The organism is Photobacterium indicum, from assembly GCF_003026215.1.
In the GTDB taxonomy this organism is placed as follows: Bacteria; Pseudomonadota; Gammaproteobacteria; order Enterobacterales; family Vibrionaceae; genus Photobacterium; species Photobacterium indicum.
Genome location: NZ_PYOC01000010.1, coordinates 133,163 through 159,219 on the forward strand (window position 1 = coordinate 133,163; position 26,057 = coordinate 159,219).

Annotated in this window: 27 protein-coding genes; 12 read left to right on the top strand and 15 right to left on the bottom strand. The window is 38.9% G+C overall.

Going from position 1 to position 26,057, the window contains the following annotated elements; translation table 11 throughout:
• Complete coding sequence (pdsS, locus tag C9J47_RS21135; RefSeq protein WP_245903567.1) at positions 1 to 2,256, top strand: proteobacterial dedicated sortase system histidine kinase; 2,256 nt, start codon at positions 1 to 3, stop codon at positions 2,254 to 2,256.
• A gap of 495 nt (positions 2,257 to 2,751) precedes the next feature.
• Here the strand turns inward: pdsS and C9J47_RS27180 are convergent, their stop codons facing one another.
• The 6 genes from C9J47_RS27180 to C9J47_RS21160 form a co-directional block, all read right to left on the bottom strand.
• Positions 2,752 to 2,925 (bottom strand): hypothetical protein, encoded by a 174-nt coding sequence (locus C9J47_RS27180; RefSeq protein ID WP_170107555.1) that lies wholly within the window; start codon positions 2,923 to 2,925, stop codon positions 2,752 to 2,754.
• 217 nt (positions 2,926 to 3,142) lie between these two features.
• Positions 3,143 to 3,406 (bottom strand): hypothetical protein, encoded by a 264-nt coding sequence (locus tag C9J47_RS21140; RefSeq protein ID WP_107255274.1) that lies wholly within the window; start codon positions 3,404 to 3,406, stop codon positions 3,143 to 3,145.
• Positions 3,407 to 3,574: 168 nt separating this feature from the next.
• Positions 3,575 to 3,973 (bottom strand): VOC family protein, encoded by a 399-nt coding sequence (locus C9J47_RS21145; RefSeq protein ID WP_011220835.1) that lies wholly within the window; start codon positions 3,971 to 3,973, stop codon positions 3,575 to 3,577.
• A 298-nt stretch (positions 3,974 to 4,271) separates the two neighbouring features.
• The gene (locus tag C9J47_RS21150) at positions 4,272 to 4,523 is read right to left on the bottom strand and encodes a hypothetical protein (protein ID WP_107255275.1); all 252 of its coding nucleotides are present in this window, start codon (positions 4,521 to 4,523) and stop codon (positions 4,272 to 4,274) included.
• Positions 4,524 to 4,726: 203 nt separating this feature from the next.
• A complete protein-coding gene (locus tag C9J47_RS21155; RefSeq protein ID WP_107255276.1) occupies positions 4,727 to 6,199 on the bottom strand; it encodes an ArnT family glycosyltransferase in 1,473 nt (490 codons plus the stop codon).
• Entirely contained in the window at positions 6,192 to 7,352 is a 1,161-nt protein-coding gene (locus C9J47_RS21160; protein WP_107255277.1) for a glycosyltransferase family 2 protein, read from the bottom strand. The genes C9J47_RS21155 and C9J47_RS21160 overlap by 8 nt, the downstream gene beginning before the upstream one ends.
• 180 nt (positions 7,353 to 7,532) lie before the next feature.
• Here C9J47_RS21160 and C9J47_RS21165 point away from each other — a divergent pair, with 180 nt between their 5' ends.
• Together C9J47_RS21165 and C9J47_RS21170 are read left to right on the top strand one after the other, a co-directional pair.
• The gene (locus C9J47_RS21165) at positions 7,533 to 8,207 is read left to right on the top strand and encodes a response regulator transcription factor (RefSeq protein ID WP_107243780.1); all 675 of its coding nucleotides are present in this window, start codon (positions 7,533 to 7,535) and stop codon (positions 8,205 to 8,207) included.
• Positions 8,208 to 8,212: 5 nt separating this feature from the next.
• Complete coding sequence (locus tag C9J47_RS21170; protein ID WP_107255278.1) at positions 8,213 to 9,505, top strand: sensor histidine kinase; 1,293 nt, start codon at positions 8,213 to 8,215, stop codon at positions 9,503 to 9,505.
• Here C9J47_RS21170 and C9J47_RS21175 read toward each other — a convergent pair.
• Positions 9,456 to 9,911 carry a GtrA family protein gene (locus C9J47_RS21175; RefSeq protein WP_107255279.1) on the bottom strand — a complete coding sequence of 152 codons (456 nt, stop codon included), beginning with the start codon at positions 9,909 to 9,911 and terminating at the stop codon, positions 9,456 to 9,458. The genes C9J47_RS21170 and C9J47_RS21175 overlap by 50 nt on opposite strands.
• Positions 9,912 to 10,171: 260 nt before the next feature.
• On the opposite strand from C9J47_RS21175, the gene C9J47_RS21180 reads away from it, so the two are divergent.
• The 4 genes from C9J47_RS21180 to C9J47_RS21195 all read left to right on the top strand — a co-directional run bounded on the left by C9J47_RS21180 (position 10,172) and on the right by C9J47_RS21195 (position 13,034).
• Positions 10,172 to 11,089: a polyprenyl-phosphate transporter gene (locus C9J47_RS21180; protein WP_107255280.1), complete on the top strand. Its 918-nt coding sequence runs from the start codon at positions 10,172 to 10,174 to the stop codon at positions 11,087 to 11,089.
• A 181-nt stretch (positions 11,090 to 11,270) separates the two neighbouring features.
• Positions 11,271 to 11,765: a hypothetical protein gene (locus C9J47_RS21185; RefSeq protein WP_107255281.1), complete on the top strand. Its 495-nt coding sequence runs from the start codon at positions 11,271 to 11,273 to the stop codon at positions 11,763 to 11,765.
• On the top strand, positions 11,762 to 12,358 hold the full coding sequence (locus C9J47_RS21190; RefSeq protein WP_107255282.1) for an SCO family protein: 597 nt from the start codon (positions 11,762 to 11,764) through the stop codon (positions 12,356 to 12,358). The genes C9J47_RS21185 and C9J47_RS21190 overlap by 4 nt, the downstream gene beginning before the upstream one ends.
• 412 nt (positions 12,359 to 12,770) lie before the next feature.
• Entirely contained in the window at positions 12,771 to 13,034 is a 264-nt protein-coding gene (locus C9J47_RS21195) for an Lpp/OprI family alanine-zipper lipoprotein (protein WP_006229590.1), read from the top strand.
• 247 nt (positions 13,035 to 13,281) lie between these two features.
• Here the strand turns inward: C9J47_RS21195 and C9J47_RS21200 are convergent, their stop codons facing one another.
• From C9J47_RS21200 to C9J47_RS21215, 4 genes are all read right to left on the bottom strand, one after another.
• Positions 13,282 to 14,187 (bottom strand): L,D-transpeptidase family protein, encoded by a 906-nt coding sequence (locus tag C9J47_RS21200; protein ID WP_107255283.1) that lies wholly within the window; start codon positions 14,185 to 14,187, stop codon positions 13,282 to 13,284.
• A 271-nt stretch (positions 14,188 to 14,458) separates the two neighbouring features.
• Positions 14,459 to 15,598 carry an acyl-CoA desaturase gene (locus tag C9J47_RS21205; RefSeq protein ID WP_107255284.1) on the bottom strand — a complete coding sequence of 380 codons (1,140 nt, stop codon included), beginning with the start codon at positions 15,596 to 15,598 and terminating at the stop codon, positions 14,459 to 14,461.
• A 280-nt stretch (positions 15,599 to 15,878) separates the two neighbouring features.
• Positions 15,879 to 16,349, bottom strand: a complete 471-nt coding sequence (locus C9J47_RS21210; RefSeq protein ID WP_107255285.1) for a hypothetical protein — start codon at positions 16,347 to 16,349, stop codon at positions 15,879 to 15,881.
• Between the two features lie 64 nt (positions 16,350 to 16,413).
• Positions 16,414 to 16,824 carry a hypothetical protein gene (locus tag C9J47_RS21215; protein ID WP_107255286.1) on the bottom strand — a complete coding sequence of 137 codons (411 nt, stop codon included), beginning with the start codon at positions 16,822 to 16,824 and terminating at the stop codon, positions 16,414 to 16,416.
• Positions 16,825 to 17,129: 305 nt separating this feature from the next.
• Between C9J47_RS21215 and msrP the strand changes: the two genes are divergently transcribed.
• From msrP to C9J47_RS21230, 3 genes are all read left to right on the top strand, one after another.
• Positions 17,130 to 18,146: a protein-methionine-sulfoxide reductase catalytic subunit MsrP gene (gene msrP, locus C9J47_RS21220; RefSeq protein WP_107255287.1), complete on the top strand. Its 1,017-nt coding sequence runs from the start codon at positions 17,130 to 17,132 to the stop codon at positions 18,144 to 18,146.
• Entirely contained in the window at positions 18,146 to 18,787 is a 642-nt protein-coding gene (msrQ, locus tag C9J47_RS21225) for a protein-methionine-sulfoxide reductase heme-binding subunit MsrQ (protein ID WP_107255288.1), read from the top strand. Before msrP ends, msrQ begins: the two co-directional genes overlap by 1 nt.
• 250 nt (positions 18,788 to 19,037) lie before the next feature.
• The gene (locus C9J47_RS21230) at positions 19,038 to 19,667 is read left to right on the top strand and encodes a hypothetical protein (RefSeq protein ID WP_107255289.1); all 630 of its coding nucleotides are present in this window, start codon (positions 19,038 to 19,040) and stop codon (positions 19,665 to 19,667) included.
• A gap of 106 nt (positions 19,668 to 19,773) precedes the next feature.
• Here C9J47_RS21230 and C9J47_RS21235 read toward each other — a convergent pair whose 3' ends face one another.
• Both C9J47_RS21235 and C9J47_RS21240 read right to left on the bottom strand, forming a co-directional pair.
• Positions 19,774 to 20,175: an NUDIX hydrolase gene (locus tag C9J47_RS21235; protein WP_107255290.1), complete on the bottom strand. Its 402-nt coding sequence runs from the start codon at positions 20,173 to 20,175 to the stop codon at positions 19,774 to 19,776.
• A gap of 79 nt (positions 20,176 to 20,254) precedes the next feature.
• Positions 20,255 to 20,812, bottom strand: a complete 558-nt coding sequence (locus tag C9J47_RS21240) for an HdeD family acid-resistance protein (protein WP_107255291.1) — start codon at positions 20,810 to 20,812, stop codon at positions 20,255 to 20,257.
• A gap of 163 nt (positions 20,813 to 20,975) precedes the next feature.
• Between C9J47_RS21240 and C9J47_RS21245 the strand changes: the two genes are divergently transcribed.
• Entirely contained in the window at positions 20,976 to 21,434 is a 459-nt protein-coding gene (locus tag C9J47_RS21245; protein WP_107255292.1) for a hypothetical protein, read from the top strand.
• Positions 21,435 to 21,594: 160 nt separating this feature from the next.
• On the opposite strand, the gene C9J47_RS21250 is transcribed toward C9J47_RS21245, so the two are convergent.
• The gene (locus tag C9J47_RS21250; protein WP_107255293.1) at positions 21,595 to 22,296 is read right to left on the bottom strand and encodes a class I SAM-dependent DNA methyltransferase; all 702 of its coding nucleotides are present in this window, start codon (positions 22,294 to 22,296) and stop codon (positions 21,595 to 21,597) included.
• Between the two features lie 255 nt (positions 22,297 to 22,551).
• Between C9J47_RS21250 and C9J47_RS21255 the strand changes: the two genes are divergently transcribed.
• Positions 22,552 to 24,711, top strand: coding sequence for a heavy metal translocating P-type ATPase (locus C9J47_RS21255; protein ID WP_107255294.1), 2,160 nt, complete (start codon positions 22,552 to 22,554; stop codon positions 24,709 to 24,711).
• A 152-nt stretch (positions 24,712 to 24,863) separates the two neighbouring features.
• On the opposite strand, the gene aphA is transcribed toward C9J47_RS21255, so the two are convergent.
• Complete coding sequence (gene aphA / locus C9J47_RS21260) at positions 24,864 to 25,583, bottom strand: acid phosphatase AphA (RefSeq protein ID WP_107255295.1); 720 nt, start codon at positions 25,581 to 25,583, stop codon at positions 24,864 to 24,866.
• Between the last annotated feature and the right edge of the window lie 474 nt (positions 25,584 to 26,057).

Sequence of the window (26,057 nt, forward strand, 5' to 3'; positions counted from 1 at the left end):
ATGAAAGCTAGAATGATGAAATTCACTCCCCAATTACGCCTTGGTTTGCGCACAAAAGTCATTCTAATATCAAGTTTCTTACTGTTACTTCCTTGGCTTGGATATAAATATGTTTGGGAAATGGAAAAACTGCTTCGTCAGGGTCAAGAGCAAACATTGATTGGCACCACTCGTGCTGTCGCAACCGCATTAAATGAACGCCCTAATCTGTTTAATCTTCAAGCCAGTTTTCTTAAATCGGTCGAAAAAGGTAAAGATCTGTATGCTTACGACTTACAAAACCCGATCAAGCTAGATGGAAAACTGTCTGATTGGCACGATTACGATAGCCAGATGGTCAATTATGGTCGTGATTATGTACAATTCAGCCGTCGTCCTTATTCCGCATCAAACAGCATTAACTTCAAACACATGGTCGGTAAATATCAAGGCTACCTTTACGCAGTATTCGAGGTAAATGATAAGTCGCCGATTATGCGCCGTAAAAATTCGACACGGGTTGATCGAAGTGATCACTTAATTATTGCGATGACATCGCCAAACGGTGAATTTCAACGTTATGTTATTTCACCTTATGAAAGTGGCTGGGTAAATGCTTTTCATATAACAGAACCCACTGACGATAATCAAGATTCGGCTACAAGTTATAATACCAGCATGATCGATCCCGCTTCTTTAGTGGCAGCCAGTGATATTCAAGGCTTTTGGCAAAATACAGAAAGCGGCTATAACCTTGAGCTCCGAATTCCATTAACGATGCTCGGTAATAAACTAGGTTTTGCATTTTACGATATAAACAATAGCCGTAATCGTATTATTGATACCATAATTGGCACATCTAATACATCGCACCTTAATCGATTAGGAACAGTATTGGTTCCATCACCTGAAATAGATAAAATTTTAAAAGGTATGGGACATAACAGTTCGCGTATCTCTGTTATCGACCGTCATCAACGAATATTGGCTCAAACTGGTGACATTCAAGATTCTGATGGTGTTTGGTCTTCATCTGTAAAATACAGTGAAGATGATGATTCGTGGTGGTCGGCATTTGAACAAAATGTATTACATCCCTTGTACTACAAATTTCTTATTTCAGCACCTCAGCAGTTTATCGACTCTCAACAGGATGCAGCAAACCTTAAAGGTGTCCATATATCACAAGCATTACAAGGCAGAGGCTATTCACAATGGCGACTCTCTGAAGATAAAAAAGCCATGATATTAGCGGCAGCCTACCCCATCTGGCTTGATAATAATGTAATGGGGGCAGTCGTTGCTGAAGAATCGACGAATGGCATCCAAACATTGCGTAATCGTGCTTTAGAAAAGTTGTTTAATATTATTCTAGCTATTATGGCAATAGGAACCATTACCTTATTCTTATTCGCTTCAAATATTTCATCGCGAATTCGGCAATTAAGAGACGAAGCTGAGCTGTCAATTGACAGCCAAGGGCGCATTCAGAAAACCATTTCTCCAGCCAAGGGCAGTGATGAGATTGCCGATCTTTCTCGAAGTTTAGCTTCTATGGTTGGGCGATTAGGGCAATATAATCATTATTTAGAGAACCTATCTTCACGCTTATCACATGAACTACGTACCCCCGTAGCGGTAGTACGTTCTTCAATTGAAAACCTTTCAATGCATAACCAAGATGAAGATTCACAGCGCTATATCGCACGGGCACAAGATGGTATTCACCGCTTAAGTACGATCCTGTCAAGTATGACGGAAGCTACACGTATTGAGCAGAGTCTTCAAGGTGCAGAAAAAGAGAAATTCCCGCTGAATGAGCTAGTAACAGGCTGTATGCACGGTTATCAAATGGCATTTCCTGAGCAACAATTTAAAGTGCAAGTACCCGAAGTGAATGTGATGATCGAAGGTGCACCTGATTACCTTGCGCAGCTCTTGGATAAGTTAATCGCTAATGCGGAAGATTTCAGCCACAACGAATCTGAAATTGAAGTCAGCCTTTCTAGTGAAACGATTCAAGCACAAACATACGCTTCTATAATCGTCAGTAATCATGGCCCTTTACTGCCTGATAACATGACGGATCAATTACTAAACTCAATGATCTCAATTAGAACCCAAGACAAGCAAAATAAGCCTCATTTAGGATTGGGATTGTTTATTGCGAGACTCATAACTGAATATCATAATGGCAAAATTATGCTTAGAAATAGAACGGATAATAAAGGTGTAGAAGTCATTGTTACCCTGCCTTTAGGTACCAACGATAAATAAGGCATAGGAAGGCTTGAATATATATACCCAAGTTACCTCAAGATGCTCGTTTCAGCGAGAATTTGAGGTAGCTTGGGTATACCTGTGATGCATTTATTTTTAATAGAAACTAAAATGAATATATAAAATAACGCCTAATACTTTAATAAGTATTGGCGTTATTTTAACACAAGAGATTTTGAGCTCGTAAATAATCTATACATCAAGTAATACATCTAGCTAATAATACATTTATCATTAAGCCATTACTGCAGCAGAATACAAGCCAATTGCAACTAAGATAGCAGCAATGGCCAATAGAACCTCAAAAAGCATATTTGGCATAGTTTATCCAACTAGTGACCACCAAGCCCAGCTTTCGGCGCCACTCATTACCCAGCCTAATGTCAACATTGAAAGCGTCATACCGTATCCAATAACAATATATTTACTCAGTACTTTCAATTCAGTGACTATAGCGAAGGTTGTGCATTTACAGACATATTAAACCCTCTATTAGTTAATGAGTTTCGCTCTACTTGATGCAAGGAAATAGGTGCTATTAGGTTCAACAAGCACACCATCAATATTAGATGTTGTTGTCGAATTGTTCACTGTGAATGAACGAAATACACGAACTGCGGCATACACGGTAAATAAAACAAACATTAGACTAATAATTGTATTCAATATCTCTACCTCATTATAAGTACAGAAACAATATTACGAGAAAGAGCTAAATCTAACCTGAACAACAACCAGTAAAGTGGCGACAACACGTCATAATAAAAATCGAACTACCTATCTAATTTTCAAAATAATTGTATTCCCTTTAGACACTGTTAGCATTACATCTAAGCCACCTCAAAATGTAACATTTAACACATTAAGGCAACATGAGAGTAATCTATTCCACGTTATCAATTGGCTGTGCTGAAGGTGCGCCTTCAAGGCTAAATTCTTTCTGAGTTGTATCAATTTGAGCCATAAGCTGTAGCTCTTTTTTTTCAATATCTTGATATTGTTTTTCACAAACACGTTTCGTTAATGGATCTTCGCCAAAGGTACTCAGGCAGCGTTCGATGTACATATCATGCGACATTAACAATGTTTCAGCATGCACGGTGCTTACAATCGTACACATGAATATGACAATAAATAGGCTTCTCATTTTAGCTCCTACAAGTAGGTTTACACTAATTGAAGTTGATATTGGCGAACACTGCCAGCTAAAGAATGAGAATAGAAACAAAAAAAAAGAACGAAGGTTTGAGTATATAAAAAAGCACAGGAAAGTCCTGTGCTTACGAAATCAGTTTGCAGCTTATTAGATTTAACGTTAAAGAGCCCAATCTCTGTTTTGAAGCACTAAACAATAACCATCAACATCTTGGAAGGTTTTACCTACCCCTTCCCAGTAAGGGTTATTGTTTTCAACTACGCTAAAGCCTTCATCAATCATACTTCTGCATGCTCGCTCCCATTCTCGGCTACACGCGATATAAAAGACTAACTGATGACCACTATTAGATGCTTGTCCAACAGTAACACCACGCTGGTGAGTAAACTCTAGATGGTATGCGTGCTTTGGGTGCCCTAATACAACGCCGTCGAAACCATCATGGTCATCAAACTGTTTCACCATTTCAAAACCAAGCGCTTTACTGTACATCAGCGCTATTTTTTTGAGGTTATCGGTTGGTCTTACAACACGAAGTGTTGAGTCTCTTGGTATCATTTTTATCGTCCTTTGATCTTTATTACACCACAAATAGCTATACGCTGATTAATTTCTTGGGGAAGATTCAGAAAACCATATAGCGTGGTAAATTTAATTTCGGTATCGCTGACTGAACAGTTAGGTGCATTCAGTTGACTATGGCTCTACTTTCACAGCTTGTCACAATACCGTCAAGTAATAACACAAGTAAACCACCAGCTTTGTGAGCAACACACAATAGATCAAAAAAGAGCCACAGGGTTTGTTGTGGCTCTTTGAATATAAAGTTTGAAATTACGCTTTTCAAAAACAAAGCCTAATGCTGCAGTTCACCTGAAGCCAATAACGAAAGGCTATCTGGTGTATATTTATTAAAGCTGATTAATGACTTTTTGGGTGGATAAACAAACTTAGTCACCTTAACTACATACCTTGCAACAATATGGTCTGCAGTATCTTTTTCATCGTACCAAAACGTATCAATGTCTATCTTTTTACCAATATCCCACTTCATATCGGTTCGAACAAAAACATGATCTTTAGGGATCCCGAGTAGTTCTTTATACATAATGATGGCTCCAATAATTTAAAATTAATCAAATACTGACGCTATAATTTCATACTACTTAAGTAGTAATTGATGTTTCCATCACAGTTTAAAAAACAACCAACGAGACCCCTATCGCATATCTAAAAACCAAACAAACTTACTATATCAATCTCTAATAGAATAATAAAACAAAGAACAACCAACCTTAAAATACCTATATATCAATCCCTTAAATTGACAACCGCATCATCGGAGTTAGATTGAGCGCAGTAAACCAGTTCTCGATTAGTCGACTCGGCCCTTAATTCACAACGGTTCTTATTCCACATAAAACCTTGTGGGATATGATTTATTTCTACAGCCAAAAACGTTGGTTCTTTCAATTCATTCAACACCGCACCAAGTGACCCTGTCACCTTCTTTGCTTTACCATTTGAATAGAACTGAGCAGAGAATGGACGCTTATTCAAATATACAAGCTGACTTTCTGGCGCCTCAATTTGTTGACTCCACGTTGATAATAAATTTTTCTCAACTTCTTTACCCGTTAGATTATAGCCAAGTAATAACGCAGCAATAACAATAAGTACAGGCGTGATTAAACCAATTTTATATATCTTTTCAGGGAGCTTTAACTTTCCTTGGTAACCCGCGACTAATAGTGCAAAGGCAGGTAAGCCAGGCATAACATAACTCGATAGAATATTACCCGAGAAGGTAAAGAGAATCAGTGGTGATAGCATCCAACACCACAAGAAACCGAAATACCCATTGTCACTTACTACCCCTTCTTCTCCCGCTTTGAAAAAGCGAGCAACCTGATACATCAAAATAGGTGTCCAAGGTAATGCAGAAAGTGCCCAATACAGCCAAATAGTGCCTCGTATTTCCTTATGTGCGGTGCCATATAAATCGCCTTCCCAGCCACTCACAATAAACCGTTTAATGTGTTCACCAACAATAAAGTAATTTAAGAAGCCAGGGCTTTTCCATTCTGCAAGCAAGTACCATGGTAATGACAATATTAAGAAAATAGCGATTCCACCTTTCCAAGGTAAACAGGTAGGAATACGTTTCCACCTTTTATCGCCACAAATCCAAATTATTAGGCTAATACCCACTAAAACAAGGGTTAACGGTCCTTTTGCCAGCATGCCAACAGACAGGCCAACAAAAAACATATAACCCCAGAAACGAGATTGCTTGGTCCATGATTGCCAAAAGCCAATCATGGCAAGTGTGATACCAAACGTGAGTGCAGTATCTGTCATCACTGCACCGGAAATAACAATAAACGCGACTGTAGTGGCTAATATAGCCGTCGCTAACCACGCCTGTTCTTTATTGCTATTCTCTTCCCTAGAAGCAACAAACCACGTCATCGCTAAAATAAGTAACCCAACAAGTAAATGAGGTACGCGGGCAGCAAATTCATTAACGCCGAAAATTTCAAAACCAGCGGCACTTAGCCAAGTGAAAAGCGGTGGTTTTCCCCAAAATGGCACATTGTAATCAAACATGGGGGTAATCCAATTCCCAGTTTCATACATTATTCTTGCCATTTCACCGTAACGGGCTTCTGTTGTATCCATGAGTGGGTATAAACCAAGACTCAAGAAACGAATCAGAATCGATATAACAGTAAGTGCTATTGCGAGTTGAGTTAAGGATGGTTTTCTCAATGAATTAAACATTATGCTTTACTTCCTCACCCTTTGTACTTAGCACTCCTTTCATAAAGACATGCTCTAATGAAACATTCATTGTGTGTGCGTTCTTGTCTATAGGCTTCATTTTAAATGTCTGTATTTCAGTATTGTCTTCGGCATGATTAGTATTCATAGTCACATTGGCTGTCGCATTTTTTATTGTCTGATCCATCACAACAAATAATGGCCGTTGCTTTGCTTCTATAAACAAACGCCCCACGTATTCGCCCATTAAACCAATAGAAAGTAGTTGTACTCCGCCTAACAACAGAACAATCATGATCGTCGAAGGATAGCCCGCAACGGGATCACCCCAAATAATCGTTTTCGTAAAAACAACCGCTGCCATAATAATTGCTGCTATCGAAGTAAATAAACCTGCAGCAGTGGCAAGTCGCAGTGGTCGAGTACTGAATGACGTAATACCTTCAAAGGCAAGGTGCACTAATTTGGTGTAATTCCATTTTGTTTCACCCGCTTGACGAGCATCACGATCAAATTGCAGCGTTGTACGTCTAAATCCGGGCCATGCAAACAACCCCTTCATAAAGCGAGTTCGCTCTGGCAGTTTATTTATCTCATCGACAACACGGCGATCAATGAGCCTAAAATCACCCACATTCTGAGGGATGGGTATATCCGACATACTGTTAATTAACTTATAAAAAGCAGCCGCGGTTACGCGTTTAAACCAGCTTTCGCCATGACGTTTATGACGTTGCATATCAACAACATCAAAACCCAACTTCCACTCTTTCACCATGGCAGGGATCAATTCCGGGGGATCTTGAAGATCTGCATCAATGAGAATAACAGCCTGCCCTTTTACAGCTTGTAAGCCTGCACTCATTGCCGCTTCTTTACCGAAATTGCGGCTTAAACAGATAGTTACTATCTGGTGGTATTCACTAGAAAAACTACTCGCAAGCTTGACGCTGCTATCACTACTGCCATCATCGACATAAATAATTTCACAATGCTCATTCAAACCATCAAGCACAGCACATACCCGCTTATGGCATTCTTCAATGACTAATTCTTCGTTGTACATTGGAATAATAATGGATAGCAGGGGCGACTTCTCTTTACCTTTATTCTGCTTATCTCTGTGTTGAGATAATAAAGTAATGGTCGACATACAATACCTCTTAAATGCGTCTTTCCTGTGCGATTAAGATCATCGTACGAGAAGTCGTGTCATAAAAAGGTCTCTGACATTTTTTTCACTCTAATATGTGTCATTATATGCACCATAGATATTTACTATTTTTATTTTTATTTTTATTTTTATTTTTATTATTAAAACACTGGTAAGACGATGAAATTACTCCTTATTGAAGACCATAAAGACATCGCAGGTGTCATATTCGATTTTTTCGAAATTAAAGGCTATACACTGGATTATGCCAATAATGGTTTGCATGGTTATGAGCTAGCCAGCAGTAATTATTACGACCTTATTATTCTTGATGTCATGCTGCCTCGCATGGATGGATTTACCGTCTGCCAAAAACTGCGTGAACAAGGCGTTGATACCCCGATTTTAATGCTGACGGCACGAGATACGCGAGAAGATACCTTAGAAGGTTTCGCACAAGGTGCTGATGATTACCTTGTGAAGCCGTTTGATTTAGAAATATTGGAAGCGAGAATTAAATCATTAACCCGTCGACGTATTGGCAATACAGCAACCAAAACATTAAATTTTGGCGAGCTAACATTAGATTTAAATACGCATATTGTCTCTCGTAATGACTGCCAGTTTTCTTTAAATCCCACCTTATTTACTATATTGAAACTGATGATGGTCAGAGCGCCGAACGTAGTAGCAAAAGATGAGCTCATCTCTGCACTTTGGGGAGATGATGAACCCGAAGGGAACGTGTTAAGAAGCCATATATACCAATTACGCAGTCAAATAGATAAACCATTCAAACACGCTTATATCAATACGGTGCCAAAGGTTGGCTATCAACTCATTGATAAAGGGTAAGCAACGTGTCTAAAGTTAAATCCGCAAAACAGATCACTTTCACCTATTTTGCGATTGTGGCATTTGCCATTATCGCGACCCATTTTTCTCTGATGGAATCAACACTTGAAGACCTTGAGTATTTAAATGCCCAGAACCGACTCAATTACTCAAAAGAAGTTGCTCAAGAGCTTTTAAGCGATAGCCATAACACCAGTGTTGCAATTCCCCCTTTTAGCTTTGCGTATGTTGGTAAAGAAGCATTGCCTGCCAATATAACAATTCCTGACAATTTTCAATTCAATACCGCTGTAGAGCTGAAACAGGAAGAAACACAAGACACTGAATACTTTATCATGAAGTCGCAACTAATCATTCGCGACCAAGTGCAGACGGTCTATATTTTATACTTCGATGAGATCTATGAATTCAGTGAAGAGCAAATATTTTGGAGCCAAGCAAAACAGCTTATTATCTCTATCACTCTGCTACTGGTTAGCTTTGCTGTTGTACTACGCATATCACAACGCCTTACTAGCCCATTATCAACACTCGCTGAAGAGCTAGAAGCACGTTCGCCCCATGACTTAACCCCAATACCAGTACCCAAAGGTGTCGAAACAAAAGAACTTTTACAGTTAGTTCATAGCTTTAATCAATATCAAGCTCGGCTTCATACTTCTGTTGAGCGGGAACGCTCATTCAATCGTTACGCTAGCCATGAATTACGAACACCACTAATGGTTATCAAGGGAGCGGTGTCTTTACTTGGTCAATCTAATGAACCCGTCTTTATTGAAAAACAACGACAACGCCTGCTGTCTGCCAGTAATGAAATGAACGATTTTGTGACAACATTATTGTCGCTTACCCGTGATGAAGATCTCTCTAACTTAGTGCTGCGCTCACTAGACAAAGAAGAAGTTGAAAATATCCTTCAGTCTCATTCACATTTGATCAATCACAAACCAATCAATTGTGAGGTGATACTAAAAGAAGAAACCAAGATCAAGGTACCTGAAACTACAATAAAAATATTGATAGGTAATTTAGTAAAAAATGCGTTTGCGTGTACCGAAGAAGGCACGGTAACGATCACGGTTTCCCCTTATACCATAGAGGTTGCAGATACTGGTATAGGGCTTGATACTAAGCCACGAGGCATTGAGGGCTATGGCTTAGGGCTCGTGATTGCCAACGATATCTGTCGTAAATATGGTTGGCAACTAGATTTGGTTAATAACACCACTGGAGGATGTACAGCAACTATCACGCTACAGCCGAACGAAACACCCAACGGTCAGCCAATAGATAGTTAGTTAGCATTCCCAATAACACCCCTGGCACCATCGCGACAACAGACCAAACCACCTCAATATCGAGGTGGTTTATGATTAGGGTTTTCATCTCAGGGTATTTGACTAAAAGGACGATTAATAATTGATTTATATCTATCGATTGCATTAGTAACCAATAACAGCCCCAGTTTGGAATGAAGCCGATACAAGAAACAGCGATAAAACGCCCCCACTGCTGCATCGGTTTTGGGGTATTGCTCGCATCAAAGGTAATATGCCGATTTAGCCACCAATTAGACGTTGCGGCCACCCAAAATGCAATGGCACGAGCAGGAATAAAGGCAATGTAAAAAGACAGAAGAAACATCGTTGCGGCATCAACTATAAAACCAATACTACCAACACCTGCAAATCGAAATATTTTCATTTTACTACAGCCCTTCATTATCATTAGGATCTTATCACCTGTTATCTAATCATCATCTGAATAGTATGATGAAAGGTAAAGACTACATGGTCGGCAGTAAAAAAAAGGTGAATGAAAAGAAATTAGAACGACTGTCTAATCAGGAATAACGAGTAGCTCTAATATAAATAGCCTTAACAATTAAAAATTACTTTTTTTTCACCTTAGCATTGTATAATGCCTGCAATTTCATAAATTCATTCACTTTAGTACGGATTACAATGAGTAAAATTTTCACCTTTTTAAAAGGCATGGCGATGGGTGCTGCCGATGTAGTACCTGGTGTATCGGGTGGTACAATTGCCTTTATCACAGGCATTTACGATACATTGCTAGAAAGTATTCGACGTATCAACCCCAGCCTAATTCGTGTTATTAAACAGCAAGGCATTAAGGGCGCATTCGAGCATATCAATGGTACTTTTTTAGTCTTGTTATTCTCTGGCATTTTAACCAGTATTTTTACTCTCGCACGCGTGATCACATGGATGCTTCATACGCACCCTATTCCACTTTGGTCTTTTTTCTTTGGCTTGATCATTGTGTCTGTCATCCATATGTTAAAACAAGTTGAACAATGGAAAATAACACGCCTCATTGCTCTCGCTGCTGGCGCTTTCTTTGCCTACGGTATTACGGTACTTCACCCCTTAGCAATGGAACCTACGTTACTTAATGTTGTTATTGCTGGTGCTATTGCAATTTGTGCCATGATTTTACCAGGCATTTCTGGCAGCTTTATTTTGCTGCTATTGGGTATGTATGGTCCTGTATTAGCTGCAGCGAAGTCATTCGATATTATTACACTGGCATTATTCGCGCTAGGTTGTTTAATCGGCCTACTTACGTTCTCGCACCTTTTATCATGGGTATTACGCCATTACCGAGATATCGCATTAACATTCTTAACGGGGTTAATGATTGGTACACTCAGTAAAATTTGGCCATGGAAGGAAGTGTTAACATGGCGTACAAACTCTAGTGGTGAGCAAGTTCCATTACTAGAGCAAAATTTATCACCATTCAATTTTGAACAAGTGACAGGTCAACCCTCTTTAATCGTGTATGCAATTATTGCCACGATAGTCGGCTTCGGTGTTGTATGGGGATTAGAAAAGTTTGCAGATAAGGCTGAGTAATCTGCATTAAACGGGCACCAACCATCTAAATACCTGCTCTATCTAGCCCTGCTTATTCTTTGCAGGGCTAGATTCCTCTCTTGCCATTTCTCGGTAACTACCACATTTTCTTCTAATAACACTTTGATTACACAATGCAAGTGATACTATTCACAAACACATTACAATTAATAGTCAAAAAATGTTACTGCCTCAGCCCAACTCAATATTATTGTTAACGCTAAAAACACTTGTCGCATTTGGCATTGGATTTGGTTCTTTACAACTACTCGACGCATATACTGCACCCAGTATTCAGTCAGTGTTGCCTTCGCGTACTCCTTTAGAAGAAACATGCCAACTCAGCCAACAAGCATGTGAACAACAAGCTGCCATAATCCAACTAAGTACCGATTTTGTTCACCCTTTAGAAGCTGCAACAATAACCGTCGACTGGCCTGATTTACCTCAAGGCACTACACAATTACTGGTGTCGTTAGAAGGCAACGAAATGATAATGGGGGTCTATAAATTGCTCTTAACGAAACAAGCTTCTGGTCAATACAGTGGCGAGCTCATGCTACCTTTCTGCACGACAAACGCAATGACATGGCAAGGAAGCATTAAAGCCCTTTCCTCTACTAACTCAAATGACAGTATTCAGCCTCTCAATATTTCTTTAAGGATGACACAATGAAATATCAATGGATAATTTTAGCGTTAGCACTGGGTGCAGGGCTTATTACGCGTTACGTAACAGATAGCAGCGACCCATCTATCACTGCCGATCAAACATATCCAATTAATATTTTAGAAAGTGGCGACAAAGCCATTGATTTATACAATACAGAAGATAGCCGTATACGCGTTGTCTATTTTGGCTATACACATTGCCCTGATGTGTGTCCAACCTCGCTTGCGGTGCTGTCTGCAGCCTTACAAAAGGTATCTCCGCAACATCTATCTAACCTGTGGCCAATTTTTATTACGCTAGACCCAGAGCGTGATACACCCGCAAAAAGTGCAGAGTACGCGCAATACTTCCATAAAAACATTATTGGAATGACTGGCACAGATACTCAAACAAAAGCACTTGCTGAAAAGTATGGGGTTTTATATGTTCGTACAGAATTAAAAGATTCAGCATTAAAATACGCTGTCGATCACAGTTCGTATTTTTACTTTTTGAAGCCAGATGGCACTTTGCTTGAAAAAATACCGCATACACTTAACCCTGATATCTTAGCCGAAGCAATTAACCGTTTAGCGGGTGAATCGAAACAAGCATAATGCCAATATAGCTCCTTAAAAAGGTGATTTTGCTTTCATGTCATTAATATAATTAAAAATAATGCGCATAAATCAAATTTGTCTGACAGTTTTCTAACAATCGAGTGGAATAATCATTTTTCTTTAAGGTAGATTGTCCATTAAAAAAACAAAAACATACAGGATTATAACAAGCTCAATTAGCTTGAAGCCCAGAAGCGACAAGCGATTCAGCCGTTTATCGATATCAATAAAAAGTTGATATCACTATCATTCTGTAAGGTATTCTCACGTTTGATAGAGTTTTTTTTATTAAAAACGTGCTTTTAATGAGCAATTTTAAGATGTTATGCCATAATGATCTTGCCGACTAAAACTTTTTCAATACTCGGTTTGTAGTGGCAAACTTATGTAGAATGTAGAAGGAATAAAAATGAATCGTTCACTAACTATCCTATCTGGTGTAATTTTGAGTGCAGCTCTTATGGGTTGTTCAAGTTCAGATGAAGTAGACCAAATGCAACAACTGACTAACAAAGTAGATATGCTTTCTGATCAAGTTAGTGCTCTTCAGAGTCAACAAGATCAAATGGCAGGCGCAGTAAATGACTCTCGTGCAGCGTCAGATGCAGCTTACCAAGAAGCTATGCGTGCAAACCAACGTATTGATAATATCGCTGGTTCGTACACTAAGTAATATGCTTTATTAAAATAAGTTGAAGTGATGGTATCTATATCATCACTTCTTCTTTTTATTTATAAAAAACCAAAGGTCACCGAATCCCCTACCTGCTTCTTTTCACTTATCCTATTAGTACTTAAATAAGACGAGTACATTGCCATAATATGCAATATGAGGCCACGGTATAAAGCCTCCTGAACAGCGATTAAAGCTTATTTACATATAGCTAATACCGTACAGGATAAGTAAATGCTAAGAGCTTCTACTGTACTTCGATAGGTAGACCCTGCTGAAGATTAAGAGCTGCATTTAAACGTGATATAGCAATATCATTACCTTCCACTTTTTCTTTCAGTGATTGATTCGCTTTAACGGGTTTTGATTGACCTACTTGCTCATCAGATTTAGATAACGGCTGATGTACTTCAACATACAACGCTCCATCGGGTTCAACTGATTGCTTTAATGGCTGATTAATAATTTGAACTGATGTACCTCTTGGTACTTGTGGAAATAACCACTCAATATCCCATGGGTTCATCCGTATACAGCCAGAACTTACTCGCATCCCAATACCAAAATCCTTATTAGTACCGTGAATTAAATACTCACCTCGGCTATAAGCAAGACGCATTGCATATTCACCTAACGGGTTTTCAGGGCCTGCAGGTACAACCGCTGGCAATTCAATATCTTTTTTTTCACGGTATTCTTTACGAATGTTTGCTGTTGGCGTCCATGTAGGGTTTTCTATCTTCTGACTAACCTTCGTTATCATGTTCGGGGTTGCACGTCCCACGCGACCAATACCAATCGGGAAGATATACACAATCGATTTGTCATCTTCAGGGAAATAATACAACCTAAGTTCAGCGAGATTAATAATAATCCCTTTGCGTTTTACATTAGGCAGTATCACCTTTGTCGGTACAGTCAGTAATTGACCAGGTGTAGGTAAAAAAGGGTCTACGCCTTTATTTGCCGCCAATAATGCTAAAAAACCCACATTATATTTATTTGCTATATCAGCAAGGCTATCGCCCTTAGCGACTTCGTAATACTCTACTGTGCCGACAATGTTGCTATCATCATTAGGCAGCTGATATTCAATTGCATTAGCAGCAGCTGAAGCGAAACACGTAAGAACTAAAAGTATTGAACGAAACACAGCATACCTCCTTTAGTAAACTAGTCATAATTATGGCAAATTTTTGTTTTATCTGCCGTTATACCGAAACAATTCCTACATTTAATACCGATCATATTCTATCGAGTTAACAAGATGGTCAAGATGGCGTTAAACCTCTATGAGAAAAAATAACGAATCAGCTGTAAAACACAATCTATTCAACATACGAGTTAAATTCCGCCTAAGGCGATCAAAAAGGCGGAGCATCACTGCTCCGCCTTACTCGTTTAACAATACTAAAACAATTTATCTATGCATATTGTGCTGTTAGCATTTTCCAAGATTTTCGTTGCTCTTGTAAGTGCAGTTTCATATCGTTGTATTGCTGCATAAATTCAAAATTTTCATAATGCTTGGTTAAATGCTTCTTCTTCAATTCAACCATACGTTTTTTAGCTGCGTAATAATCTGAAATTTTGCTCATCAACAATTCGTATTCTTCTTCCAGTAATCGAATGCGAGCTTGAACATCACAATTATTGGCATTAGACGCCGCTGTTAACTTAGCCTGTAAACGAACAAGTTGCATTTTCGCTCGTGCTTTCTCTACACGATCTTCAGGAGAAACACGTAACTTGCGAGTGAAACCAAAATAAGAGCACGACTTAATTAACCACTTAGTTGGATCAAACTGCCACCAGCGAATGCCGTTACGATAATCATTTTCAAATATGTGATGGTAATTATGGTAACCCTCACCAAATGTTAGAAACGCTAGAATACCATTATCGCGTGCAGTGTTCTTATCAGTATACGGCTGAGAGCCCCATACATGAGCCAATGAGTTAATAAAGAATGTTGTATGATGGCTCAAAACTAAACGAACGACGCCGACGAGCAATAGTGCCCCCCATATATCGCCATGCACAACACCAAAAATTAATGGGAAACCGAAATTCGTCACAATAGCTAATATGCCGTAATACTTATCTTGCCACATTACAATTTTATCTTTCTGTAAGTCACGGCAGTTTGAATAATCAGTATAACGACTAGCTTGATACTCACGTAACATCCAACCAATGTGGCTATAGAAAAAGCCCATTTTCGCTGAATACGGATCTTTATCATTATTATCAACGTGGCGGTGATGAACTCGGTGATCAGACGACCAATGCAAGATACTATTTTGCAATGCAAAAGCACCACCAATTGCAAAAATAAAACGCATTACAGCATTAGCTTCATACGTTTTATGCGACCATAAACGATGGTAGCCCGCAGTAATTGACAAACCACAATAGCTAAATGCCACAGCAAGCATTACAACTTGCGTCCAATCAAAGCCGATAAAATATGCGTAAAGTGGTGTGCCAATGGCTGCTACAGCCAGCGAGAATGAGAAAATAAAGACATTCAGCCAAATGAGTGGTGGTTTAGTGGTCGACATCCTTTTATCCTTTTAGCCTTTAAATTGAGCGTACATGTGTGCGCTAGAATAATAAGTACGGTTAACTAGGTCAATCAATAAATTGCCATTTTGTTATTAGATGTAAACAGATAGAGCAAAAGTCATTCATTAGTATTAATTGTGTGATGTAGTTCACTCTATAAAGTAAGCAATGTAGATACCAAAACCTTTGACTGTTGTCTAAAAGCATAGCTAACTTTCAATAACATAATGAGGTTTAGAAGCGAGTAGAAACTATTACGTGAAAGGATTTACTAATTTAGAAGGTAATATCGACGGCAGAAAAACGCGAAGAAGCTAAGTGGAAGTCGGCACTATTCTCTTGATAATACGTGGATGGCATACGTTCAAGTAAACCCGCTTTTTTAAGTGCTTGATGCTCTTCTCGGGTGATAACCACGTAGCTTAAATACGCATCAAGTAATTGCTGAATATTTTCAATTGACGCTTCATCATCCCTCACTAACACTTTCAGCATACCGATTAAAACAGGTAAAGGTAACGTCATTTCGCGAACAAGTAGTTTCCTATTAGAAATGTGACTCGCCGCTTTCGATCGTTGTGAGTATTGAAAAATACCTTCCCAATCCATTTTTCCCTGTTTAGTAACAAGGTTATGTTGGTAGCAATAATAGGACTCTAAAAAGCGACGCAAATAATGAAAGCGCTCTGCATACACCTCTAAGTAGATATGCTGAAGCTCTAAATTGATATAAAATTGATTTATCATTGCTAACTTATTATTGTTCTAAAAATACGCGACCAACTGAATGGCCGCGATTTTATGAAGAAAACTACAGGTTAAAACGTACGCCAGCAGCACCTTCAAGCTCCATGCTCGAATCATCTACATACCACGTTGTACCCGCTTCAGCATAAAGATGGAAATAAAGGAAAGGTACTTCCAACCCAAGTCCCGCTTTTGGGCCCCACGTCTTCTCACTATCATCTACCCATTGTAACCCTACAAACGTATACAAAGGTGAATACTGTGTTCGCGCTGTAATCTCGCCTAAATTCCACATAGCGTCTGCCGAAACGCTAAAAGTATCTAAGCCAACAGCAAATCTATAATCATCTTGGTATTTTGCTGTAATGCCTGATGTTGGACTGCCGAGAAAAAGTCCGGCACTCAATGGCGCAGTTGCTGATGCATGAAATGTCGTAAACAACAACGAAGACGCCAATACTAGTTTTTTAATCATTCCTGATCTGATCCTTACACTGTTTTTATCCGTACCTTAATCGTCATTTAGTCCTTTAAATTTCATGATTATAAGTTTGAACAATAAGTGCTTATCTATATTTTTAATGTAAAGCACTGCCTGTGCGAGAAGCAAAATACCTACTTTATTTTTGAATTCATAGAAAAAAATCAAAAAAATTGAAATTTATCAGCTACGCCTCAGGTCTTATACAACAGTTCATATACTTTCAATTGCACAAACAACTATGTTTAAAAACATAAGACAATGTTTAAAAGCATGACGACGACATATTAAGGATGGGTATGCTAATCAAAAAAACGAACCGCTGGACACTGAATGAAAACGAAGCGACGCCTGAGTCAGTTTATAAGCAGCGTCGTGATATCTTAAAGAAGCTTGGGATAGCTGTTGTCGGTATGCCGCTGGCCTCTAATGCACAAGCCGGTATTTTTGATTTGTTCTCCGATGATAAAGCAGCACCTTCTATTGATTTACGACAATCATTAACCGCGACACCGTCGGCAAAATATCATCCTGATTTATCATTGACGCCAGAAGATAAGATATTGCAATACAACAATTTTTACGAATTTGGCACCGAGAAGTCTGACCCTGCACGTTTAGCAGCGAACTTCAAAACAGACCCATGGACAGTAAAAATAGATGGACTCGTTAACAAAAACATTACGCTGGGCTACGACGATATTTTAAAAAAATTCACACTTGAGGAGCGCATCTACCGCTTACGCTGCGTGGAAGCATGGTCAATGAACGTACCTTGGATTGGTTTTTCTCTCGCCGATTTAATCAAGATCGCCGATCCTAAAAGCAGTGCTAAATATGTCGCCTTCGAAACCTTGTTTGACCCAGAGCAAATGCCAGGGCAAGCCTCTCGCCGTATTGGTGGTGGTATTGATTACCCATATGTTGAAGGGTTACGTTTAGATGAAGCAATGAACCCATTAGCGCTTATTTCAGTTGGTTTGTACGGTAAAACATTAGCACCACAAAATGGCGCACCACTGCGTTTGGTTGTGCCTTGGAAATACGGTTTCAAAAGCATTAAATCCATTGTGCGTATTACATTAACCGACAAAGAGCCACCAACAACGTGGAACCGTTTAGCCGCAAGCGAATATGGCTTCTATGCCAATGTGAACCCCAAAGTTGACCACCCTCGCTGGAGTCAAGCTAGTGAGCGATTCATTGGTGAAGGTAACCTATTTAGTAGCCGTCGACAGCCAACATTGATGTTTAACGGTTATGAAAAAGAAGTCGGGCATTTATACAAAGGCATGGACTTAAGGAAACAATATTAATGAAACTATCCCCACGACACATCTTTTGGCTAAAAGTCGTTATTCATATCGTATCTCTTGGTTTTTTGCTTCAACTTGTTGGTCAGACGCTAACGGGTAATTTGGGTGCAGATCCTATTCAAGGTATCAGTCACTTTACAGGTAAAGCAGCCTTGAACACGTTAATGATAACACTACTACTTTCACCGCTTGCGCGTTATTTCAAGCAAGGTGCATTAGTCAGAGTACGTCGTTTAGTCGGGATGTATAGTTTCTTTTGGGCGGCACTGCATTTAAGTGGCTACCTAATTTTAGATCTTAGTTTAGATTGGCAATTATTAGCCAGTGAAATTATTTCTCGTCCTTATCTCTCACTTGGCGCAATTAGCTGGATCATTTTGGCATCTCTTGCCATCACTTCCACCCAAGGTATGCAACGTCGGTTAGGTCGCCGTTGGCAGAAGCTGCATAATTGGGTATACCTCGCATTGTTATTAGCGCCTATTCATTATTATTGGTCGGTAAAATCAGGTATTGTTGAGCCTAGCCTTTATATTCTAATGGCCATAACACTACTTAGCTTTCGATGGAAAACGTTTAAAAAGTGGTTACCTTCTTCATCTAGACGACTGCAGTCTGGTAACAAAAACCAACAAGCATAGTGCTAGTAACAAAGCCGAAACATGTAAAACTCGATTGTAAAATAGTCGAGTTTTTGCTCACTTCCCTCTTTGTCTATTCTACGCCTTCAAATACATGTAATTTATAGGGTTGATCTACGATCAACTCTGTACTTTTTGGTAGGATGACATATTATCTCTGTATGTTTTATAGATGAGGAATCAAGATTACACTCGTCTTCGATGATTTGATTACTTGTTGCACTTCACTATTTTTTAAGGCGAGCATTTCTTGGTTAGTGATCTTATTACTGTCAGCATTCAACAATTCCAAGAGGATTGCTTGCAACTATGTGACCAGCATTACCCGACAGTTCACAATCGTGGCATGCGTGAAAATCACTTAGGAAAAGCACTATGCCGAAGAATGATGTCAACTTTTCAGCAAGCAGATATAACGCCACTATTCACTCAAATAGATGATGAAAATGCACTGCCTCAACCAATATATAATATAAAAAGCAATGAATTTACAGTTTGGGTTATCGCTCACCACTTATTAAGTGCAAATATCGCTCGGCGTGACGCGTTAGTACACACAATAAAGAATGTTTCTGAACACTTTGATGCTAATACTAAGAACTACCTTCTACTTGTTGCTGATCATTGGTTTGATCGCAGTAAAGCAAGTAAAGAAATACCGTCTTGGTGGCTAGGTCAACTACCAGAAAATATTGAAGATTATTATCACGATGGCATTAAATTGTTAGAAACGCCAAACACGCTACCTGTCGCGATGAATGAATGTGTCGAACTAACTAATGGACTAATGCAAATTCATCATCCATTAAAGAGCCATGCTAGCAACAAAACCGTTCACAAATACATTCTTTTAACTGCCATTTACACTGTTAAGCTCTAGTACACAGATAAAAGCATTCAGGATGCAGCTTAAACGCATTTACCTAATGTCTTGGTAAGCTTTGCTGTCTTGTAGTTTCAATACCTTGTAATCAATATCCGTTTAATTAATCAATCCAATCATTTTTCTTCAAATGTTCAAGAATAAGCTTCGTTGCTGCAGATCCTTTGTGTTTGTCTTTATAACTAAGCCAAGTCACCTCTTCTATTTCAGATGCAGCAACAATTTTACCGGTGTACTCAGCTTGATAGCATGTCATTTTTACAATAACACCTTCCGCTTTTCCATCCGCTTGGGCTTTGAATGTATTAAAGTACTCGATACTGTCCGGAGTAAGTTCGACTGAAAGCTCCTCGTGTATTTCTCTTACCAGTGCTTCTTTATCACTTTCACCAACTTCCCTCTTTCCACCGGGAAGATAATAAATATCTTTACCCTTAGAGCGGGCCATTAATACTTGTTTATCTTTTACATACAGCCAAGCTAATTTATCGATTTCTTTTAACACGCACGATACTCTTAAAAATTAAAATAAGCAGGAAGAGACCTATTGATCCTCTTCCCTTATATGCGCAATATGCACGCTTTTATTGTTGTTGCGCCACTTTTTTCATTTGTAGCCCTAAAAATACAAAGCTTATACCTTCAAAAAGCAAAGAGATACCAACAAAGATACCCAATAATGACATCGAGAACGTTGGATCATCCAGCATCGAAAAGAAGTACAAACCAATCGCTGTTGAAATTACGCCACTGAGCACAATCCACGTCCAGCCCCCAAGGTTTTTATTACTCATACCGAAGATAATACGTGTGACACCATTAAAAATCATGGTAATCACCATCAACATAGTAATTGTCACCAATCCCGCTAATGGCTTAAACAAGATAAATAACCCGCCAACAATATACAGCACAGCACTGAGTACGTACCATAGTTTAATGCGCCATTCAGGAATAGTGAAGGTGTGATATGCCTGTACGAGTCCGCTCATCAGAAAAGTGACCCCAATGATCGAGGTGATAGTAACACCAACCGCTACGGGTAGACTGATAGCACCAAGGCCGACAAGTGCAATAATTGCCCCCACAATAACAAACCATTTCCAGCCGCGTGCCATTATGTTGCTGATTGGATTATTCATCGTATTCCTCTAAATATTAATTATTTATAATCATTAACATGTTATGCACTCAGTATATACTCATGTAGGATTAAGCAACTGAAATTCAGAATAAATTAACTATAACCACTTGATTTATTGTTATAAAATACTGTAATGCATGAGTTTTAATTAGGAATTGAATGTGAAAGAGCATATCCATACTGCGTACAAAGGTGAAATTTATGGTATTTCATTTTTTTCTTACTTTGCTAATAATTATACTGATAAATCGCATTATCAGTTATGGGAAGCATTAATCGATGTTGAAGTTTTAACAGCAAAGCTTCTAGAACCGTATCTAGACAAACACTCAATAGAATTCGACAAACATGATACGGATATGCAGCTTAAAGGTATAAAAGATGCCAAATTTTGGGTAGATCTCCCATGGAATCAGCTGGTACAGACGCTAACTAACTGGGTTGAACCGTACGAAGAAAAATATCGATTATGGGCAGAGGATGCAAAAGAAGATATCCATGCTTTTACTCTTATTGCAGACCACGAAACGGCTATTTTTCAATGCTGGAAAGCTGAAATAAACGGGACATCTGGCGTACCTATTCTATTGAGATTCATAAAACAATATTCAACGGTATAACGACAAATACCCATTTCGAACACCAGATATACGGAAGCACCTAAGATTATTAGCCTTAAGTGCTTCTTCTGCCAAACGTGATTACAAGAAACCGAGCTTTATAATTTCATATGCAAGATAGGAAATAGTTTTGTCATAACGTATAAAAGCAGGTTGCTAGTTAAGCAATAGGTCTGCATTTAATAAAGATGAAATTAGGGTTTTTACTTAGGTGGCTAAAACGTTCAAGTGAAATTTCTTTCATTGCTTCTGATGGCTTCCCTTCTGAAAGTTCAACCACACATAAATTAGCTTGTGATATAAAATTGAAAAGCTCAGTCAAAGAGCGACGATAGAATTTAACTTCTACTGGCTCACCTATCGTGTCCCAAACCTCCGTTACCAATTCTCGTTCAAAATAATCACCAGAAAGAGAAGATTCAATATCAACAAGCGGATGATGCGTTGAAAATACAAAGCAACCACCACTTTTTAGTACTCGATTAATATCATTAAATAATAAAGAAAGATCTTCAATATAATGAATAGCGAGGGGACAAATGACAACATCATAGGTATCGCTTGTCTCATTAGGTAAACCTAACGATAAGTCTTGAGTATACGCTGTTAGTTTATGCCCAAACTTCGCATTCACAATATCAATCATTTCAGGTGAAGCATCAATTGCAGTTACTTTAGCGCTATTTTCTAACAAGAATTTTGCGTAAACACCACTACCACAACCTAAATCTAAAACATGCCTATTTGTTAAATTAGGCAGCATTGCTTGTAATGAAGGTCTCTCTAAATGTGCATTATAAATATTATTCTGTATTGCAGCATCATAGTCATGAGCAAACTTTGAATACATTAACCCCTTCATCGTGACCCCTATCATCAAATAAGAGGAGTATTGTACCGTAGCTACCTAACATTGAGTTAATTCATTAAAAACTTAATTATCGAAAAAACTACCATGGCCAAATATTCAAAGACACCTTTACAAGGTTTCCTCGAGTAGAGCTACCTTATCTGATTACTTTAACCATTATATATTTTAGGTAAATAAAACCATTGACCTTAAAGTTAACTCCAAGGTTATCATGAGTTCTCAAGCAATAACAAAGAGGGTTTGAAAATGACTGATTGTGCTGTAAAACAATGTTGCTCAAGCAAGCAACCGATGCAAAATACACCAATAAACGGTAAGTTCACAAACCACAAATTCCTAATCAGAGGGATGGACTGTGCTAGCTGTGCTATTAAAATTCAAAATGCTCTAGCCAACGTTGCCAAGGTTAAGCACGTTCGCGTTGCATTTGCCACTGAACGGTTATTTGTATCACTTGATGAAGATGCCGATCCAAGCCTGATACGCGAAACCGTTGAAAGCATTGGATTCACCCTTTTAGACGCAAACGCGAAAGAAGAAGAAAAACCATTCTGGAAAGCCTATTCCACGTTTGTCCTACTAGCCTCACTAATGGCTATCTCAATCATTGTAATGCTTCTATTCCCTAGCATGGGAGAGCAAACATTCTTCATAGCAACAGCCATTGGCACACTGCCATTTGCAAAAAAATCATTCAATCAAATGAAATCTGGTACTTGGTTTGGTATCGAGACACTAATGACAGTTGCTGCTTTAGGTGCGCTGTTTCTTGGTGAAAACATCGAAGCCGGTCTTGTTCTTCTCCTGTTCTCTCTAGGCGAAATGCTTGAAGGTTTTGCTGGACGAAAAGCCCGAGCTGGCATCAAAAGCCTGATGCAACTTACACCTGATACCGTCACTCGCATTGTTGATGGAAAAAGAGAAAAAATCCAAGTTGAATTCGTGATCCCTGGTGAAGTTATCGAAGTACTTCCGGGGGATCGTATTCCCGTTGATGCAACGATTCAATCAAGTATCGGTACGTTTGATGAAAGTGCACTTACTGGCGAATCAATTCCTGTAAATAGGAAGAAAGATGAAAAGGTAATGGCTGGATGCATGGTTATAGATAAGCCTGTAACTCTCGTCGTTGAATCAGAACCAGGCAACAATGCAATAGACCGAATTATCACTCTTATTGAAGAAGCTGAAGAAAGTCGGGCTCCCATAGCACGAATGGTTGATAAATTCAGTTCATGGTATACACCACTTGTAATGGCTATAGCAGCTTTAGTTATGGTAGTTCCGCCTTTGTTCATGGGCGCAGAATGGATGCCTTGGGTTTATAAAGCACTAACACTTCTACTGATTGCTTGCCCATGTGCATTAGTTGTATCAATTCCAGCAGCTGTAACATCGGCATTAACTTCTGCATCACGCTCCGGTGCATTAATTAAAGGTGGTGCTGCTCTTGAACAACTTAAGAACGTTAAAGTATTAGCATTTGATAAGACAGGAACACTTACACAAGGAAAGCCAAAGGTAACAACTATCATTTCTTTAGCTGAAGATCGCAATGAACTACTTAAATTAGCAGCATCACTTGAGCAAGGATCAAGCCATCCTCTAGCGAAGGCTATCATCGAACATTCTAAAGAGTATGGTATTGATCTAGTTGAACCTGAGACCATAAAAGTTATTAATGGTCGTGGAATTATCGGAAAGGTAGATAATCGAGAAATATCAATCTTAGCACCACGATACGTTCATAGCTTTATCATGGGTATGAATGAACTTAAAGAAGCTGTTGAAGAAATCGAGTCACAAGGAAATACCGTGGTTGTTATCCTTGAAGGGATGGCCCCTCTAGGCATTATCGGAATGGCAGATACATTGCGAGAAGATGCGGTAGACGCAATCAATGATCTAAAGAAAATGGGGATAAGAAGTGTAATGCTAACAGGTGATAATCGCAGGGCTGCAGCTTCTATCGCTGGTCGCCTTAGTATTGACTATAAAGCTGAACTATTACCTGAAGATAAAGTGAAAGCAATTCAAGATCTGCAGCTTCAAAATTCTGGCGCGGTGGCTATGGTTGGCGACGGTATCAATGACGCCCCAGCTTTAAAAATGGCTGAACTTGGTATTGCTATGGGCAGAGGCAGTGATGTGGCATTAGAAACAGCCGATGCAGCCCTTACCCACGAAAAGCTAGTTAAGCTTCCTGTAATGATTAAGCTCTCCCAAAAAACAGCTAAAATCACACGACAGAATATCGCTCTAGCATTAGGTATTAACTCGTTTTTCTTGATAACAACCTTGTTTGGAGTAACGGGTCTGATGGCAGCGGTATTGTCCGATGCAGGTGGAACTCTCCTTGTTACGCTAAACGCATTAAGACTAATGAAGCAGATGAAAATAGAATAAAATACGTTCCGCTCATCTAAATAATAAAGAATCACTATGTAACATTACATTAAAACCCATAGTTGCTTTATTCGTAATACAACTATGGGCAGTATTTATCGCTACCGCTTAGGTTTCACACAACCCAGCACGCAAAAAAGACGACGCAATAATTAGTACTGAGAATCCTTTACTACTTTTTCACCATAAACCCCATTCTTAGGAATCGCTTTATAGCTAGAGTTTGCAGCTCGCATAATACGAATACCTTCCGCCCCCGCATCACGAGCCGAAATGATGTCACCATCAGAATCGCCGTAATATAATTTAATATTATGTTCCTTAATGAATGGGGTCTTGGTGTAAGCCGTTTTACTGGAACCAGCAAAAATCACTTTGTGCATATTCGCAATGCCAAAAGTATCTTTCAGGTATTGTGTAGTCATTTCGCAATCAGACCCTGTACGACCAGTAATGAAATAAATATCATCACCACGCTCTTGGTGCATTGCGATCAACTTCTGACCAATTGTTTTAGGTAAGCTGAAAGCTTCCCATGAACAGTTCATCTTATCCCAGAATTGTTGTGACTGAAGGTAACTATAGCCATTCGGCGAAAAGACTTGCTGACCACGATTAAAACCAGGGGAACTGAACAACACTGTATCGTCAATATCAAAGCCCACAGCCATCGGCGGTTTGTCCGCAAGGCTAGCTTTAATATCTTCTACCGAGATCCAATTGAGCGGCACTAATTCGCCTTTCTGCATCACATCAATCGAGCTGTACCCTGTTTCTGTTCCGGGTGTTTTTGGGTCTGCTTGTACAGACGTCGACACAAAAGCGCATGCCATTAAAGAGGAAAGTGCGAGAGTAAGTAATTTTGTTTTCATTATGCTTTATTCATTAAAAAACGTTATGCAAACGTACTCTCACTCAGTAAGGATAAATGAGAATACCATCACAGAATATTTAATCGCAAAAACCGTTACAGAAAGCTAAGATTTCGCTTTTATTTAATACATTGAGCTATAAGTAAAATTAAGGGTTGTTGCAAGGTTATAACGCCGTCTAGCGGTAATGATTTAATGACGTTTAGAACGACTAATATAAAACGTCATTATCAGACAACCATTTCTAACACTGAGCGCTTACATTGTACAAATCAAAGCCATATATAGTGTTTGATACTGACTTATTTTCCGATCTTTTAGTGAAGATGCTAGAATCTATGCATTCGTACATGCTTTAAAGAAAAGTCAGATGAGTTACCGACAACATTCTATTACTCAAATCGACTTCTGTTTTGGTTTTTCAGATTTTGACGCATTCACTTTTGTAGCCCAGCATGTACCAAAATGCACCGC